This is a genomic window from Streptomyces sp. NPDC005202 (genome assembly GCF_040608235.1).
Classification (GTDB): Bacteria; Actinomycetota; Actinomycetes; order Streptomycetales; family Streptomycetaceae; genus Streptomyces.
The window spans coordinates 66,108-82,572 of sequence record NZ_JBEXHW010000026.1 but is presented as its reverse complement, the minus strand read 5'-3'; the positions used below and the strand labels follow the sequence as shown (position 1 = coordinate 82,572).

Here is a 16,465-nt window from a genome sequence, read left to right as displayed (position 1 = left end):
TTGCGCGTGGGCTTTCGACCGTTGCGTACGGGCCGGCTGGGATTCACCGTCCGGTCCTGCTCAGCGCTCCTCCGACTCCCCCGCGACCGCCCGCGCCTGCTCAGCGCTCCTCCGACTCCCCCGCGACCGCCCGCGCCTGGGCCGCGTCCGCCGTGTCGAAGCCCAGCCGACCGGGCCGGCCGTACGCCGCCTCCTGGGCGTCGATCCAGCGGGTGTGCGCCTCCCAGGCGGCCTGCTTGCTGGTTCCCAACGCGGCCCCGATCTGCGCCCAGGACGCACCGGCCTCGCGGGCCGCGCGGACGGTGAGCCGGCGGCCGTACGCGGCCTTGCGCGCCACCACCTCGCTCAGCGCGAGGAGCTCCAGCAACTCGGCCCGGTCCAGCGCCTCCTCGTCACTGCCGCCCCCGGCCAGCGACTCGCGCGTGCGCAGCTCGTCGAGGCGGGCGACGACGGTCAGCAGCGTGTACTGCGACTCGATGCTCTGTTATGTCTTGACGAAGCCCGCCGACCTCCGGGACGCCGACGCCGCGCCTCCTGCAGGGCCACGTCGGCAGCCCCGCACACGGTGATCTCCATCCATCCGACGGTAGGTGCCCGGACACGCCGACGGCCCCCGATCTTCCCGGACGACGACGGGACAACGGGGGCCGCACGGAAGGAACTTGGCTCAGCTCCAGCTGGCGTGCAGGGGCTTGCCCTCGGCGTAGCCCGCCGCGCTCTGGATGCCGATGATGGCCTTCTCGGCGAACTCCTCCAGGGAGGCGGCACCGGCGTAGGTGCAGGAGGAACGGACCCCCGCGATGATCGAGTCGATCAGGTCCTCGACGCCCGGGCGGGCCGGGTCGAGGAACATGCGGGAGGTGGAGATGCCCTCCTCGAACAGCGCCTTGCGGGCGCGGTCGTACGCCGACTCCTCCGACGTGCGGTTGCGCACCGCACGCGCGGACGCCATGCCGAACGACTCCTTGTAGAGCCGCCCGTTGGCGTCCTGCTGGAGGTCGCCCGGCGACTCGTACGTGCCGGCGAACCAGGAGCCGATCATCACGTTGGACGCACCGGCCGCGAGCGCCATCGCCACGTCGCGCGAGTGGCGGACACCGCCGTCGGCCCACACGTGCTTGCCGTACTTCTTCGCCTCGGCCGCGCACTCCAGGACGGCGGAGAACTGCGGCCGGCCGACGCCGGTCATCATGCGGGTGGTGCACATCGCGCCCGGTCCGACGCCGACCTTGATGATGTCCGCGCCCGCCTCGATCAGGTCCTTGACGCCCTCGGCGGAGACGATGTTGCCCGCCACGACCGGGACCTGCGGCTCGAGGCCGCGCACCAGCTTGATGGCGCTGATCATCGACTCCTGGTGGCCGTGGGCGGTGTCGATGACGAGCGTGTCGACGCCCGCGTCGAGCAGCTGCTTGGCCTTGCCCGCGACGTCGCCGTTGATGCCGACGGCGGCGGCGATGCGCAGCCTGCCCTGCGCGTCGGTGGCCGGCGTGTACAGCGTGGCGCGCAGGGCGCCCTTGCGGGTGAGGATGCCGGCCAGCCTGCCGTCCTTGTCGACGGCGGGGGCGTAGCGGCGGTTGGCCGCGTCGAGGGTGTTGAAGGCCTCGCGCGGGTCGATGTCCGCATCCAGCAGCAGCAGATCCTTGGACATGACCACTTCGAGCTGGGTGAAGCGGTCGACGCCGGTGAGGTCCCGGTCGGTGACGACGCCGACGGGCCGGTCGTTGTCGTCGACGACCACACCGGCGTTGTGCGCGCGCTTGGGCAGCAGGGCCAGCGCGTCGGCGACCGTCTGGTGTGGGGCCAGCACGATCGGGGTGTCGAGGACGAGGTGGCGGCTCTTCACCCAGGAGATGACGTTGGTGACGACGTCGATCGGGATGTCCTGGGGGATGACCACCAGGCCGCCGCGGCGGGCCACGGTCTCGGCCATGCGGCGGCCGGCGATCGCGGTCATGTTGGCGACGACGAGCGGAATCGTGGTGCCCGTGCCGTCCGCAGAGCTGAGGTCCACGCCCTGACGCGAGCCGACCGCGGAATGGCTCGGCACCATGAAGACGTCGTCGTACGTCAGGTCGTACGCGGGCTGGATGTCATTGAGGAAACGCACGTGCTACACATCCCAGTCGATCTCAAGGTGGCCCCCGGACAGGTCAGCCAGGGGGGAAGAAGCACGTACTTCATTGTCCCATGACGACCGGAACGTGCTGCCCGGTGGAATCATCCAGGCTGGTCACAGCGCGCTTCGGAGGAACCTCCATGGCGAGCGGGTCAGCCGGCCGCGCACCCGAGCGCGAGCACCACACAGAGCGCCGGTGTCCGGTCGACCGCCTCGGCGAACACCTCCTGGGCGGTTTCCCACTCCTGCGGCCGGGCCTTCGCGTACGGCTGCCAGCCCCGTACGACGACCAGCAGGCCCTGCGCCACGGCCCGCTCGGGCCAGACGGAGGGGTCGGAGAGGGAGTCGGCGAGCGCGTCCCAGTTGCGGCCGAACCAGTCGGGCAGCCCCAGGGCCGACGCGCACCGGTCCATCAGGCCGGCCTTGTCCCGCACGCCGTCGAGGTCCAGCGTCACCAGGTGCCGCCCCGCCAGATCGTCCGTCATCTCAGTACCGCCCTGAACGATTGGTAGTGGTCATCGGTGTAGTAGATCTCGCCGCCCCGCCCGGTGACGATGCGCCGGGCCCCGCGGTTCCGCGAGCCCGGCGTCTTCACCGTGTACTCGTGGTAGTAACCGCGCGGATGTCGGGGCAGCAGGCGTTCGACGTTGCCGAAGACGGCACCGTCCTGGGCGTACGGGAAGGGGCCGCCCCTGTCGATGAGGTCCAGCGTCCTGCGGGCCTCGGCGGGCAGCCGGGACTCCTGGACCGTGGCCATGGTCCCCGCCCACGACGGCGTCGAGGCGCTCGTGTGCGTCGCGGTCGACGAGCAGCCCGTCAGCAGGACGGCGAGACAGACCGTGAACCCGGTGAGCAGACGGGGGACGAACCGCAGCAACATGCCGCCGATGCTGCCACGGCGCCCCCTCACCACCTGCCGTCGGGGCCCGTCAGGAGCCGTCCGGGTCCGCGCGATGTGGTCCATCAGGGGCCGTCGGGGTCCGCGCGATGGAGAGCCGGCTTCGGGGTGGGTCCCGCCGTCATCAGGTAGTCCGCGGCCGACGTGTCCGTGACCAGGCTGGTGACGAGGCCCGACCGCAGCACCGCGTCGATCGCCGCCGCCTTGCGCTGCCCGCCCGCGATCGCGACGACCTCGGGGATACGGCGGAGCTGGTCGGCCTTGACCGTGATGCACCGCTCCCCCAGGTCCCGTCCGACCCGGCGGCCCTCGGCGTCGAAGAGGTGCGCGGCCATCTCGGCGGCGACCCCGAGGGAGGCGTAGTGGGCGCGCTCCTCCTCGCTGAGCATGTCGTGCACCGTCGAGATGCCCGGCTCCCAGGAGCCGATGGACACACAGGCGACCGTGACCTTGTCGAAGTACTCGAAGGCCCGGGCGATCCCGGTCTGGTTGCGCAGCGCCGCCGCGGTGGCCGCGTCCGGCAGCAGCATCGGCGCGTAGATGGGGTGGGCGTCGCCACCCGAGACCTGGGCGGCGCGGCGGACGGCCTCGACCGAGCCGCGCTCGGAGGTCCCGGCGTCGTACACGCCCGTCAGCTGCACCACGGTGCACGGCGGCAGCCGGTCGAGGGCGGCCGCCATGTGGATGGTGGACCGGCCCCAGGCCAGCCCCAGCACGTCCCCCTCGTTGACGAGCTCGCCGAGCAGGTCGGCGGCGACTTCGCCGAGGTTCTCGGGGTCGGGCGTCTCCTCGGCCTCGGCCGGGGACTCGACCACGACGGCGTGCCTGAGGCCGTAACGGGCGCGGAGCGCGTCGGAGCGCTCGGCGTCCAGTTCGGCCGGCACGCGGATCTCGATGCGTACGAGATCCCGTTCGAGGGCGGTCTCCAGGACCCGGGCCACCTTGAAGCGGCTGACGCCGAACTCCTCCGCGATCTGGATCTTGGACTTGCCCTCGAGGTAGAAGCGGCGGGCCATGGCCGCCGCCTGCACCAGCTCAGCGGGTCCCATCCGCATGGCTGACCGGCCCGCCGACATACCCGACACGGCGATCTCCTCACTGCTGTTCACACTCTGGATTCGCCGTTCATCCTTGCAGATCCGGCGCACTTGATCCGCCCTGATGGGCGCCGTTCACGTAGCTGTGGCTCAGTGGTCGCATGCCCATGACGCCTTGGCCGTGGCCGCCTCCGCCTGGGTGCGCAGTGCACGTACCGCTTCGGCAGGGTCCTTCGCTCCGTAGACCGCCGAGCCGGCCACGAAGACGTCCGCGCCGGCGTCCGCGCACTGCTCGATCGTCGAGGCCGACACCCCGCCGTCGACCTGCAGCCACAGCTCCAGACCGTGCTTGTTGATCAGCTCGCGGGTGCGGCGGATCTTCGGGAGCATGATGTCGAGGAAGGCCTGGCCGCCGAAGCCCGGCTCGACCGTCATGATCAGCAGCATGTCGAGCTCGGGCAGCAGGTCCTCGTACGGCTCGATGGGGGTGGCGGGCTTGAGCGCCATGGAGGCCCGGGCGCCCTTGGCCCGGATCTCGCGGGCGAGCCGGACGGGTGCGGCGGCCGCCTCGACGTGGAAGGTGACGGAAGAAGCACCCGCTTCGACGTACTGGGGCGCCCACCGATCGACGTCCTCGATCATCAGGTGGCAGTCCAGCGGAGTGTCCGTCGCCCGGGCCAGGGACTCTACGACGGGCGCGCCGAGCGTGAGGTTGGGCACGAAATGGTTGTCCATGACGTCGACGTGGAGCCAGTCGGCCCCTTCGACCGCCTTCGCCTCCTCGGCGAGGCGCGCGAAGTCGGCGGACAGGATGCTGGGGTAGATCTGCACGGCCATGCCCCAAGCCTGCCATGCCCGGGCACGGTTGTTCGCGGCGGTCCCCGGCTGGACGGCATCGGTATGTACCAGCATGGGAAACCGGGTGCCGTGCGGCCCGGCACGTGCCATGCTGGGCGGCCCACCGGCTCCACGCCGGGCTACGGGGGTGGCCATGACGTACGGGCAAGGGCGCCACGTGCGCCAGGGACTCATCGGATTTGTGACGGGGCACCGCAGGTATCGCCCGCCGCCCGCGGGCCGTCTGGGCGGCCACCGCGGTCGTGCTGGCCGCGCTGTCCTTCGGCCTGCTGCAGCTGCGCGCGCAGGGCAGCAGCAACGCGGACGCCTTCACCGGCCGGCCCGACTCGATCGTGGGCCAGGAGGTCTCGGCACGCCACTTCCCTGCGGGCAGCGGCGATCCGATGGTGATCGTGTCGAACCAGTCCCAGGGCGACCGGGTGCGCCAGGCCGTGGCCTCCACCAAGGGCGTGGTGCCGGCCGGCATCACCGTCCCGCCCGGGACGAAACCGTCGTACGACGGCAAGGTGCTGTTCGAGGCGACGACGACCGCCCCGGCCGACAGCGAGGCCGCGAAGCACACCGTGGAGCGGGTCCGGGACGCCGTGCACTCCGTACCCGGCGCCGATGCGCAGGTGGGCGGCGGCACCGCGGCCCTGCTCGACATGGACGCGGCGACGACGCACGACAACGTCCTGATCATCCCGGCGGTCCTGGCGGTCGTCCTGCTGATCCTGTGCGTGCTGCTGCGCGCCCTGGAGGCGCCACTGCTGCTGATCGCGACGGTGGTCCTTTCCTTCGCCGCCGCCCTGGGTACCGCCGCACTCGCCTTCCGGCACCTCTGCGACTACACGGGCGAGCAAACCGACTTCCCGCTGTTCGTCTTCGTGTTCCTGGTGGCCCTGGGCATCGACTACAACATCTTCCTGACCATTTGCATCCGCGAAGAGGCGGCCCGCCAGGGCACGCGCCCCGGCGTGGTGACGGGCCTCGCGGCGACGGGTGCGGTCATCACCTCGGCCGGCCTGGTCCTCGCCGGCACCTTCGCCGCCCTCGGCACGCTGCCGATGGTGGCCTTCGCGGAGATCGGCTTCGCGGTGGCGCTGGGCGTGCTCCTGGACACGTTCGTGGTGCGGTCGGTGCTGGTGACGTGGCTGTTCCTGGACGTGGGCCGACGCGTGTGGTGGCCGCACCGGCTGGCGCGCGGACGCCGGCAGCCCTGCTGTCGCTTCAGGAGGAGGCGCCGGTCAGCCGGTCCGGCGGATGAGGGCCAGGTACATCGCGTCCGTCCCGTGCAGATGCGGCCACAGCTGTACGTCGGGGCCGTCGCCGAGGGCCGGTACGCCCGGCAGATAGGGACGGGCATCGATCAGGTCGGCCCCGGGGAACTGCTTGAGCACATCGGCGACCACGGCGCGGGTCTCGGCGAGGTGGGGCGAGCAGGTGGCGTAGCCGACGACACCGCCGACGCGTACGGACTCCAGGGCCGTGCGCAGCAGGCCGCGCTGGAGCGGGGCGAAGCCGTCCAGGTCCTCCGGGCGGCGCCGCCAGCGTGCCTCGGGCCGCCGGCGCAGGGCGCCGAGCCCGGTGCACGGCACGTCCACCAGCACGCGGTCGAAGCTGCCGGGCCGCCACGGCGGCCGGGTCCCGTCGGCGGCGATGACCTGATAGGGCCCGGGGTTGCCGTCGAGGGCCTTGGCGACCAGCCCGGCCCGGTGCGGCTGCTTCTCGGAGGCGAGCAGAACGGCCCCGCGCTGGGCGGCGAGCGCGGCGAGCAGGGCCGCCTTGCCGCCTGGCCCGGCGCACCCGTCGAGCCACTTCTCGTCCCGCCCCTCCAGGGGCGCGCCCGCGAGGGCCAGCGCGACCAGCTGGCTGCCCTCGTCCTGCACGCCCGCACGGCCTTCCCGTACGGCGTCCACGGCTCCCGGCTCGCCGCCCTCGGTGAGCCGCACGGCGTACGGCGACCAGCGCCCCGGCACCGCGGCCTCCTCGCGCAGCAGCTCCTCGGTGGTGGCACGGCCCGGCCGGGCGACGAGCGTCACCTCGGGCCGCTCGTTGTCGGCCTCCAGCAGGTCCTCGATCCCGGCGCGGCCGCCGCCGAGCGAGTCCCACAGGGCGGAGACGACCCAGCGGGGGTGCGAGTGCACGACGGCGAGGTGGTCCTCGGGATCCTCGTCGTAGGGCGGCGCGACCTTCTCGAGCCACCCGTCGAGGTCGTCCTGCGTGACCTTGCGGAGCACGGCGTTGACGAACTTGGCCCGCCCGTCGCCGAGCACGACCCGCGCGAGCTCGACGGTGGCGGACACGGCGGCATGCGACGGGATCCGCGTGCCGAGGAGCTGATGCGCCCCGAGGCTGAGCACGTCGAGCACCGGCGGGTCGACCTCCCTGAGCGGCCGGTCGATGCAGGCGGCGAGGATCGCGTCGTACGTGCCCTGCCGCCGCAGCGTGCCGTACACCAGCTCGGTGGCGAGCGCGGCGTCCCGTCCGTCGAAGTCGCCCTTCTCCCGTGCCTTCCGCAGCAGCGGCGGCAGGACGAGATTGGCGTACGCGTCCCGCTCGTCCACGGCGCGCAGCGCCTCGAAGGCGAGGATGCGGACGGGGTCCTTCTGGGGCCGGCGGTAGGGCTTGGCGGGCTTGCGGGGCCGACGGGAGGTGTCGCTCACGAAAAAGGTGCTCCGGATGTCTGGGTGCGCTGTGCACCCAGCGTACGTCCCGTCACTGACGCCGTGCGCAGAGCGTTGCCCGCACGGGGGCGCGGCCTGCGCGGGGCGTTACCCGCACGGGGGCCGCGACCAGCCCAGGGCGTCACCCGCCGGGGGCCGCAGCCTGCGCCAGGCGTCACCCCCGAGGGTCTCGCCCTCCGCGATGCGCACGCCGCGTGCCCAGTCCGCGGCCCGCATCGGCTTCTTGCCCTGGGCCTGCACCCACAGCAGCTCGACGGCGTACGAGCCGGTGCCGACGTGGACGTTGTTCTTGCCGACGGAGAGCGCGCCCGGGGCGAGGTCGGTCCGCTCGGGGACGGGAGCGACCTGGATCAGCTTGACCCGTTCGCCACGGAACGTGGTCCAGGCACCGGGGGCCGGGTTGCAGCCGCGCACCACCCGGTCGACGCGCAGGGCGGGGGCGGCCCAGTCGACCCGGGCGTCCTCGACGGTGATCTTCGGCGCGATGGTGACGCCCTCGGCCGGCTGCGGTACGGCCTTGAGGGTGCCGTCCTCGATGCCGTCCATGGTCGCGGCAAGCAGCCCGGCCCCGGCGAAGGCGAGCCGGGTGAGCAGGTCGCCGCTGGTGTCGGTGGGCCGGATCTCCTCCGTGACGGTCCCGTAGACGGGCCCGGAGTCGAGCCCCTCCTCGATGAGGAAGGTCGAGGCACCGGTGATCTCGTCCCCCGCCATGATGGCGTGCTGCACGGGCGCGGCGCCGCGCCAGGCGGGCAGCAGCGAGAAGTGCAGGTTGACCCAGCCGTGGGCCGGAATGTCCAGGGCGGCCTTGGGCAGCAGGGCGCCGTAGGCGACGACGGGGCAGCAGTCCGGGGCGATCTCCTTGAGCCGCTCCAGAAACTCGGGGTCCCGCGGCTTGAGGGGCTTGAGCACCTCGATGCCGGCCTCCTCCGCCCGCTCGGCGACGGGGCTCGCGACCAGCCTGCGCCCGCGCCCGGCCGGCGCGTCGGGCCGCGTGACGACGGCGGCCACTTCGTGCCGCCGGGAGGCGATCAGAGCGTCCAGGGCGGGAACGGCGACCTCGGGGGTACCGGCGAAGACGAGCTTCATGGGCGGGCTTGGGCCTCTCGGGCGGGGTGGACAGCAGGCAGCGCACAAGTCTATGGCCACGGACCAAAACCCGCCGACGACGAGGAACCCAGCGCACACACCGGCCCCGGGGGGCGTACGCATATGCCGCCGCGCCCCCACAGCGTGACCAGCGGAGCGAAAACGCGTTGGTCAAGAAAGAGTTGACCACATCGGGCCGCATTCGCGGCCCAATTCCTTTCAACGCCGGTTCGAGAGGCTTGTTCATGGCCGACCACGCAACCCACGACGCCCAGGCCCGGGCCAGCCTGCACTTGCTGGTGCGGGACATCGAGCGGGTCCGCCGGCAGGTGGACGCGCTGCGCACGCTCACCGCCCAGCTGGGCAACGTCTACCGCCCGCGCCGCTCCGGCCCCTCCACGGGCTTCGTCGTCTACGGACGCGCCCCCGCCCCGACGGTCCGTCTCGCCCAGGAACTGCGGGACAGTGTCGAGACCCTGGTCACGGCGGCCGTGGACTTCGACCGCTCACTCGGCTTCTCGTGGGACGCCGTGGGCTCGGCCCTCGGTGTCACCAAGCAGGCGGTCCACCGTCGTTACGGCGCGCGCCGCGCCGCCGCCCAGCCGGCCGCCGAGGCCGAGCGGACCCCGGATCCGTCGAGCAGCCGCACGGTCAACGTCGGCACCGGGATCACCACGGTGCCGACGGTCCCCGCGGCCCGCTCCATGCCGACCCAGCCGACGGCGGGCAGCCCGTCCCTCCGCGACGAGGCCAGGCCGACGGCTTTCCCCGGCCCCCGCAACGGCTGACCGCCCCCACCGCGCCCTCCCGGCACGCATCCGGGAGGGCGGCGGCGAACCCGGACACCGCGACCGACCCGGCGATCAGCCAAACCCACGGCCGACCCGGCACTCGGCCACGCCCACGCCCGACCCAGCGCACAGCCACGCCCACGCCCCACCCAGCGCACAGCCACGCCCACGCCCGACCCGGCACTCGGCCAAGCCCATGGCCAAGCCGGCACTCGGCCAACGACGATCGGCCCAGCACACAGCCAGACCCACGGCCGACCCGGCACTCGGCCACGCCCACGCCCGACCCAGCGCACAGCCACGCCCACGCCCCACCCAGCGCACAGCCACGCCCACGCCCGACCCGGCACTCGGCCAAGCCCATGGCCAAGCCGGCACTCGGCCAACGACGATCGGCCCAGCACACAGCCAGACCCACGGCCGACCCGGCACTCGACCAAGCACGGCCCACCCAACACTCAGTCAAGCCCACGCCCCACCGAGCGCACGGCCAAGCCCACGCCCCACCCAGCGCACGGCCACGCCCACGCACAACCCGGCACTCAGCCAGGCCGCCGTACCGGCCACGGTGGTGTCATCCGATGTCCGGCGGATCGATCCGCACCCAGACCGCCTCCCCGCTCCCCCGCGCCATCCGCGCCGCCTGGGCGGCCTTGAGCGCGGAGGCCAGTGCGGCTCCGCTGCCGGGCGGCACCCGGATCAGCGCCCGCTCCCAGTGCTCGCCGGGAGGCGGCGCCCCCGCCCGTCGCGGCCGCCCCGCCGGTGTCACCGGCAGCGGCACAGGGCCCAACACCTCCGCCTCGCCCGGCAGTTCGACCGCGGCGAGGAACTCCGCCACCGCTTCCGCCGGCCCCGACACGGCCGCCATCCGCGACACCGGCGGGAACCCCAGCTCGGCCCGCTCGGCGAGCTCCCGGACCGCATGCCCGACGGGATCCCACCGCACCAGCGCCTGCACGGGCCGCAGCGTCGGCTCGGCGACGACGACCACGGTCCCGCCCGCCCCCTGCGGCCGTACGAGCGCGGCCGCCCCGATCCACCGTCGCAGCGCGTCCTCGCCCGCCCGCAGGTCGGGCCGCCCCAGCATGGCCCAGCCGTCCAGCAGCAGCGCCGCCGCGTATCCGCCCTCGGCGACCGGCTCGGCGCCCGGGGTGCTCACGATCAGCGCGGGGGTCCCAGGCACCGTGTCCAGCACGTGCTCGCGTCCCGACGTCCGCACCGGCACGGCGGGGAAGGCCCGCCCGAGCTCCTCGGCGGTCCGCCGGGCCCCGACGACCTGGGCCCGCAACCGGAACGCACCGCACTCCGGACAGTGCCAGGCGGACTCCTCACGCCCGCACCACGCGCACCGCAGCGCCCCGGCGTCCTGCGCCTCCAACGGCCCCGAGCAGTGCCGGCACCGCGCGGGCTCCCGGCACTGCGCGCAGGCCATCCGCGGCACGTACCCCCGCCGGGGCACCTGCACCAGCACGGGTCCGTGCCGCAGCCCGTCCCTGGCCACCTGCGAGGCGAGCGAGGGCAGCCGCGCGACCCGTGCGGCCTCGTCCCGTGCGAGATCTGCGTCGCCCACGGTGCGGACGAGCGGAGCGGCGCGCCGTACCTGCTCCCGCCCCGCGACGACGGGCCGCGCCCACCCGCTCTCCACGAGCTGCGCGGCCTCCACGGTGCAGCTCCAACTGCCCAACAGAAAGGCGCACTTGTCCTGGGCGGCGCGCAGCAACAGCACCTCCCGCGCATGGGGCTGCGGCGCGTGCTGCTCGCTGTGGCTGTCGTCCCCGTCGTCCCAGAGCGCGACGAGCCCGAGATTCTGCACCGGCGCGAACATGGCGGCCCGCGTCCCGACGACGGCCCGAACGGAACCCCGCCGCACCGCGAGCCACTGCCGGTACCGCTTCTCCGGTCCCGCGTCGGCGGTGAGCAGGACATGCCGTCCCTCGCCCAGGAGGGATGTCAGCGCGGCGTCGACCCGGGCCGCTGCTCTTCCGTCCGGTACGACGACGAGCGCGCCGCGTCCCGAGGCGAGCGTCGCGGCGACGGCCCGGGCCAGCTCCTCGCTCCACTCGGGGCCGGGCAGCGCGTTCCACACGGCGCGTGGGGAGTGGCCCGAGGCCAGCGCCTCCAGGAACGCGGCGCCCCGCTCGTACCGCGTCCAGGACCCCGGCTCGGGCACCGCGGGCGGCGGCAGCGGCGCGGGCGAGGGCCGCTGCTCGGCCCGCGCGCTGCGCGGCGGCACGGCAAGCTGCAGCACGTCGGCGACGCTGCCCGCGTACCGGTCGGCGACAGCCCGCGCCAGCGCCAGCAGCTCGGGGCTGAGCACGGGCTCGGGCGACACGACCTGGGCAAGCGCGGCCAGGGGCCCGGAATAGTCGGACTCGGCCCGCCGCTCGACGAGGAACCCGTCGATGAGCCCGCCGCCCTCGCGCCGCCCTTCCCGCACCCGGTGCCGCCCGGCCCCGAACCGCACCCGCACCCGCACCCCGGGCTGCGCGTCGGCGTCCAGCTCCGCAGGCACGGCATAGTCGAAGTACCGGTCGAGGTGCAGCACGCCCTTGTCGACCAGCACCCGCGCAACGGGCAGCTCCTCGGCGAGCGCGGACCCCCGCCAGGTCCGCGGCTTGGCGCGCGGCGCCTTCGCCTTCCGCACACTCTCCCGAATGAGCGCGAGCTGCTCCGGCGGCGCCCCTGCGGCCCCGCCGTCCCCCGACCCGTTCTCGCTGCTCACACTTGCCATTCTTACCAAATGGGACTGACAACCGACGGCGTCCGAGTTCCTCACCGGTGAGGGGTGATCAGCAGCGTACGGATCCGCAGTCCTGGCAGGCCGGCCCTGCTCCGCAGATGTGCCGAGGCCCGGCCCCCGCATCCCGCAGGGAACCGGGCCTCGGCACGAGCCTCGCCGGACTTACAGACCCACAGCCTGACGCAGGGCGTCCACGCGGTCCGTGCGCTCCCAGGTGAAGTCGGGGAGCTCGCGGCCGAAGTGGCCGTACGCCGCGGTCTGGGCGTAGATCGGGCGGAGCAGGTCGAGGTCGCGGATGATGGCGGCCGGGCGGAGGTCGAAGACCTCGTCGATCGCCTTTTCGATCTTCTCGGCGTCGACCTTGGCCGTGCCGAAGGTCTCCACGAACAGGCCGACCGGCTCGGCCTTGCCGATGGCGTAGGCGACCTGGACCTCGCAGCGGGAGGCCAGGCCCGCCGCCACGACGTTCTTCGCGACCCAGCGCATCGCGTACGCCGCCGAGCGGTCCACCTTGGACGGGTCCTTGCCGGAGAAGGCGCCGCCGCCGTGGCGGGCCATGCCCCCGTAGGTGTCGATGATGATCTTGCGGCCGGTCAGGCCGGCGTCGCCCATCGGGCCGCCGATCTCGAAGCGGCCGGTCGGGTTGACCAGCAGGCGGTAACCCTCGGTGTCCAGCTTGATGCCGTCGTCCAGCAGCGCCTTCAGCTCCGGCTCCACGACGAACTCGCGGATGTCGGGCGCCAGCAGCGAGTCCAGGTCGATGTCGGAGGCGTGCTGCGAGGAGACCACGACGGTGTCCAGGCGGACCGCCTTGTCGCCGTCGTACTCGATGGTGACCTGCGTCTTGCCGTCCGGGCGCAGGTAGGGGATCGTGCCGTTCTTGCGCACGTCCGACAGGCGCTTGGACAGGCGGTGCGCCAGGAAGATCGGCAGCGGCATCAGCGTCGGCGTCTCGTCCGACGCGTAGCCGAACATCAGGCCCTGGTCACCGGCGCCCTGCCGGTCCAGTTCGTCGTCGTCGCCCTCGACCCGGGTCTCGTACGCCGCGTCCACGCCCTGCGCGATGTCCGGCGACTGCGCGCCGATCGACACCGACACGCCGCAGGAGGCGCCGTCGAAGCCCTTCTTGGAGGAGTCGTAGCCGATCTCGAGGATCTTGTTGCGGACCAGCGTCGCGATGTCCGCGTAGGTCTTCGTCGTGACCTCGCCGGCCACGTGCACCAGGCCGGTGGTGATCAGTGTCTCCACGGCGACGCGGGAGGTCGGGTCCTCGCGCAGAAGCGCGTCGAGAATGGTGTCGCTGATCTGGTCAGCGATCTTGTCGGGGTGACCCTCGGTCACGGACTCCGAGGTGAACAGGCGACGGGACACAACGCTCCCTGGGGTTGCAGCGGCTGCTGGCTGATCATGGGCGGACGGCAGGGGGCTGCGCCTGCGTCGTCCGAGGACAGTTTATCTGTCGCGCTCGACCACCGGCCCACCCGTCTCGCCTCTCGGGAGCGCTGTGACCTGCGGCACGGGCATTCTGCCCAATGCCGAGCGACCTTGGCCAGAGCCGCCGCACGCCAAAGTGCGAGGCTTCAGCCGACTGAAGCATTCAGCCGAGCCGGGCCGCCACCAGGTCCCACACTGTTTCGGCCAGGGCCTCCTTCGGGCCGTGCGGGACGGGTGTTTCGCTGCCGTCGGCCCCCAGTACCACGGCTTCGTTCTCCTCCGAGCCGAAGGTCTTGCGCTCCCCCACCTCGTTCACCACGAGCAGGTCGCAGCCCTTGCGCGCCAGCTTCGTCCGCCCGTTGGCGAGGACGTCGTCGGTCTCGGCGGCGAAGCCCACGATCACCTGTCCGGGCCGCGCCCGGTCGGCCGATATCTCCGCGAGGATGTCCGGATTCCGCACCAGGGCGATGGGCTCGGGGTCCTCGCCGTCCTTCTTCTTGATCTTCCCGGTCGCATAGGTCGCGGGGCGGAAATCCGCGACGGCGGCGGCCATGACCACCGCGTCGGCGTCCGCGGCCGCCTTCAGCACCGCCTCGCGCAACTGTACGGCCGTCCCGACCTGGACGACGTCGACGCCCGCCGGGTCCGGCAGGCCGGTGTTCGCGGCGATCAGCGTCACCCGGGCGCCCCGGGCCGCCGCCGTCCGCGCGAGGGCGTAGCCCTGCTTGCCCGAGGAGCGGTTGCCGAGGAAGCGAACGGGGTCGAGGGGCTCGCGGGTGCCGCCGGCGCTGACGACGACGTGCCGGCCCTCGAGGTCCGGCTCGGTGACGCCCCGGGCGAGCACCCGGCGGCAGACCTCGAAGATCTCGGCGGGGTCGGGCAGCCTGCCCTTGCCGGTGTCGACGCCGGTCAGGCGGCCGACCGCCGGTTCGATGACGACGGCGCCGCGGCGGCGCAGCGTCGCCACGTTCTCCTGGGTGGCCGGGTGCTCCCACATCTCCGTGTGCATGGCCGGGGCGAAGACGACGGGGCAGCGGGCGGTGAGGAGCGTGTTGGTCAGGAGGTCGTCGGCGAGGCCGTGGGCCGCCTTCGCAAGCATGTCGGCCGTCGCGGGCGCCACGACCACGAGGTCGGCGTGCTGGCCGATGCGGACGTGCGGGACCTCATGGACGTCGTCCCAGACCTCGGTGGAGACGCGGTTGCCGGACAGGGCCGACCAGGTGGCGGCGCCGACGAAGTGCAGCGCGGACGCGGTCGGCACGACGCGGACGTCATGCCCGGACTCGGTCAGTCTGCGCAGCAGCTCGCACGCCTTGTACGCGGCGATGCCGCCACTGACCCCCAGAACGACCTTCGGCTTGCCCACCGGGCCTCCCCGCACTCGACACACGCACGCCGCGGCTCTCGGCGTACGCGTCTATGACACACCACAGGCCCGACAGTCGCTCCCCCAGCTACCGCTGGGAGGTGCCCCCTGCCGGGCCTGTGGAAAACCTACTGCAGTCTGCAGATGTGACTTACTGCGCGGGGCCCTCGACGGCCTCGGACGTCAGCAGACCCGCGTTGATCTCGCGCAGGGCGATGGAGAGCGGCTTCTCGTGGACGTGGGTGTCGACGAGCGGACCGACATACTCGAGGAGGCCCTCGCCGAGCTGCGAGTAGTACGCGTTGATCTGGCGGGCTCGCTTGGCCGCGTAGATCACGAGGCTGTACTTCGAGTCGGTGGCCTCGAGGAGCTCGTCGATCGGCGGGTTGATGATGCCCTCGGGCGCGGAGATGGAAGAGGACACGCTCTACCTTCCGATGGATGGGAAAAGATCAGTCACGATCACACAACGTCCATCAAGGCTAGCAGCTCGCGCGCCACGTCCTCGACGGAGGTGTTGACCAGGGTCACATCGAACTCCGGCTCGGCCGCCAGCTCGATCTTCGCCGCTTCAAGACGGCGCTCGATCACCTCGGGCGGCTCGGTCCCCCGTCCGGTGAGTCTGCGCACGAGTTCCTCCCAGGAGGGAGGAGCCAGGAACACCAGCTGGGCCTCGGGCATGGACTCGCGGACCTGCCGGGCGCCCTGGAGGTCGATCTCGAGGAGGACGGGCACCCCGGCCTCCAGGTGCTCCAGCACGGCCGCACGCGGCGTGCCGTAGCGGTTGCCGGCGAACTCGGCCCACTCCAGCAGCTCGCCGTTGGCGATCAGCTTGTCCATCTCCTCGTCAGTGACGAAGAAGTAATGGACTCCGTGCTGCTCGCCGGGGCGGGGCTTGCGGGTCGTCGCCGACACCGAGAGCCAGACCTCGGGGTGCTCCTTGCGCATATGGGCGACGACCGTGCTCTTGCCGACCCCGGAGGGGCCGGAGAGCACGGTCAGCCGCGGACGTTCACTCATGCAGCGATTATTCCAGCAATCCCGGGGTGCCCGGGACTCAGGATCCGGTGCTGCCGAATTCACGCTCCAGGGAGGCGATCTGGTTGGAACCGAGGCCGCGCACGCGGCGGCTCTCGGAGATGCCGAGTCGCTCCATGATCTGCTTGGCGCGGACCTTGCCCACGCCCGGCAGGGACTCAAGAAGGGCGGAAACCTTCATCTTGCCGATGACGTCGTTTTCCTGGCCCTGCTTGATGACCTCGTGCAGGGAGGCGCCGGAGTGCTTGAGTCGATTCTTGACCTCGGCCCGCTCCCGGCGAGCCGCGGCGGCCTTTTCGAGCGCGGCTGCGCGCTGTTCAGGGGTAAGGGGCGGAAGAGCCACGCCTACGTCACCTCGGATGTCGAACTGTCGGATACGGACCGGTGAGGAACCTAGTCGCCCCACACCTGGGGAGCCACGAGCAACACGCT

General features: G+C 72.6%; 15 protein-coding genes and 1 pseudogene. 2 read left to right on the top strand and 14 right to left on the bottom strand.

Going from position 1 to position 16,465, the window contains the following annotated elements; translation table 11 throughout:
* Positions 1-100: 100 nt before the first annotated feature.
* The 6 genes from ABZV31_RS28650 to rpe form a co-directional block, all read right to left on the bottom strand.
* Positions 101-367, bottom strand: a complete 267-nt coding sequence (locus ABZV31_RS28650) for a hypothetical protein (RefSeq protein WP_355899481.1) — start codon at positions 365-367, stop codon at positions 101-103.
* Positions 368-667: 300 nt separating this feature from the next.
* Positions 668-2,110: a GuaB1 family IMP dehydrogenase-related protein gene (locus ABZV31_RS28645; protein ID WP_355899479.1), complete on the bottom strand. Its 1,443-nt coding sequence runs from the start codon at positions 2,108-2,110 to the stop codon at positions 668-670.
* Between the two features lie 161 nt (positions 2,111-2,271).
* Positions 2,272-2,604: a barstar family protein gene (locus ABZV31_RS28640; protein ID WP_355899477.1), complete on the bottom strand. Its 333-nt coding sequence runs from the start codon at positions 2,602-2,604 to the stop codon at positions 2,272-2,274.
* Entirely contained in the window at positions 2,601-2,999 is a 399-nt protein-coding gene (locus tag ABZV31_RS28635; RefSeq protein ID WP_355899475.1) for a ribonuclease domain-containing protein, read from the bottom strand. Before ABZV31_RS28635 ends, ABZV31_RS28640 begins: the two co-directional genes overlap by 4 nt.
* 83 nt (positions 3,000-3,082) lie before the next feature.
* Positions 3,083-4,126, bottom strand: a complete 1,044-nt coding sequence (locus ABZV31_RS28630) for a sugar-binding domain-containing protein (protein WP_355899473.1) — start codon at positions 4,124-4,126, stop codon at positions 3,083-3,085.
* A gap of 78 nt (positions 4,127-4,204) precedes the next feature.
* Positions 4,205-4,891, bottom strand: a complete 687-nt coding sequence (gene rpe, locus ABZV31_RS28625) for a ribulose-phosphate 3-epimerase (protein ID WP_355899472.1) — start codon at positions 4,889-4,891, stop codon at positions 4,205-4,207.
* 221 nt (positions 4,892-5,112) lie between these two features.
* Between rpe and ABZV31_RS28620 the strand changes: the two are divergent.
* Positions 5,113-6,096 (top strand): annotated as a pseudogene (locus tag ABZV31_RS28620) (MMPL family transporter); the annotation flags it as partial.
* Between the two features lie 42 nt (positions 6,097-6,138).
* Here the strand turns inward: ABZV31_RS28620 and ABZV31_RS28615 are convergent.
* Positions 6,139-7,557 (bottom strand): transcription antitermination factor NusB, encoded by a 1,419-nt coding sequence (locus ABZV31_RS28615; protein ID WP_355899471.1) that lies wholly within the window; start codon positions 7,555-7,557, stop codon positions 6,139-6,141.
* A gap of 108 nt (positions 7,558-7,665) precedes the next feature.
* A complete protein-coding gene (gene fmt, locus ABZV31_RS28610) occupies positions 7,666-8,664 on the bottom strand; it encodes a methionyl-tRNA formyltransferase (protein WP_355899469.1) in 999 nt (332 codons plus the stop codon).
* Positions 8,665-8,909: 245 nt separating this feature from the next.
* On the opposite strand from fmt, the gene ABZV31_RS28605 reads away from it, so the two are divergent.
* Positions 8,910-9,452 (top strand): hypothetical protein, encoded by a 543-nt coding sequence (locus ABZV31_RS28605; RefSeq protein WP_355899467.1) that lies wholly within the window; start codon positions 8,910-8,912, stop codon positions 9,450-9,452.
* Between the two features lie 577 nt (positions 9,453-10,029).
* Here the strand turns inward: ABZV31_RS28605 and ABZV31_RS28600 are convergent.
* From ABZV31_RS28600 to ABZV31_RS28575, 6 genes are all read right to left on the bottom strand, one after another.
* Complete coding sequence (locus ABZV31_RS28600) at positions 10,030-12,177, bottom strand: primosomal protein N' (RefSeq protein WP_355899466.1); 2,148 nt, start codon at positions 12,175-12,177, stop codon at positions 10,030-10,032.
* Positions 12,178-12,357: 180 nt separating this feature from the next.
* Complete coding sequence (gene metK / locus ABZV31_RS28595) at positions 12,358-13,566, bottom strand: methionine adenosyltransferase (RefSeq protein WP_355899464.1); 1,209 nt, start codon at positions 13,564-13,566, stop codon at positions 12,358-12,360.
* 226 nt (positions 13,567-13,792) lie between these two features.
* On the bottom strand, positions 13,793-14,995 hold the full coding sequence (coaBC, locus tag ABZV31_RS28590) for a bifunctional phosphopantothenoylcysteine decarboxylase/phosphopantothenate--cysteine ligase CoaBC (RefSeq protein ID WP_355899462.1): 1,203 nt from the start codon (positions 14,993-14,995) through the stop codon (positions 13,793-13,795).
* 151 nt (positions 14,996-15,146) lie between these two features.
* On the bottom strand, positions 15,147-15,419 hold the full coding sequence (gene rpoZ, locus ABZV31_RS28585; RefSeq protein ID WP_003988945.1) for a DNA-directed RNA polymerase subunit omega: 273 nt from the start codon (positions 15,417-15,419) through the stop codon (positions 15,147-15,149).
* A gap of 38 nt (positions 15,420-15,457) precedes the next feature.
* Positions 15,458-16,015, bottom strand: coding sequence for a guanylate kinase (gene gmk / locus ABZV31_RS28580; protein WP_355899460.1), 558 nt, complete (start codon positions 16,013-16,015; stop codon positions 15,458-15,460).
* Between the two features lie 37 nt (positions 16,016-16,052).
* Complete coding sequence (locus ABZV31_RS28575; protein WP_003977346.1) at positions 16,053-16,376, bottom strand: integration host factor; 324 nt, start codon at positions 16,374-16,376, stop codon at positions 16,053-16,055.
* Between the last annotated feature and the right edge of the window lie 89 nt (positions 16,377-16,465).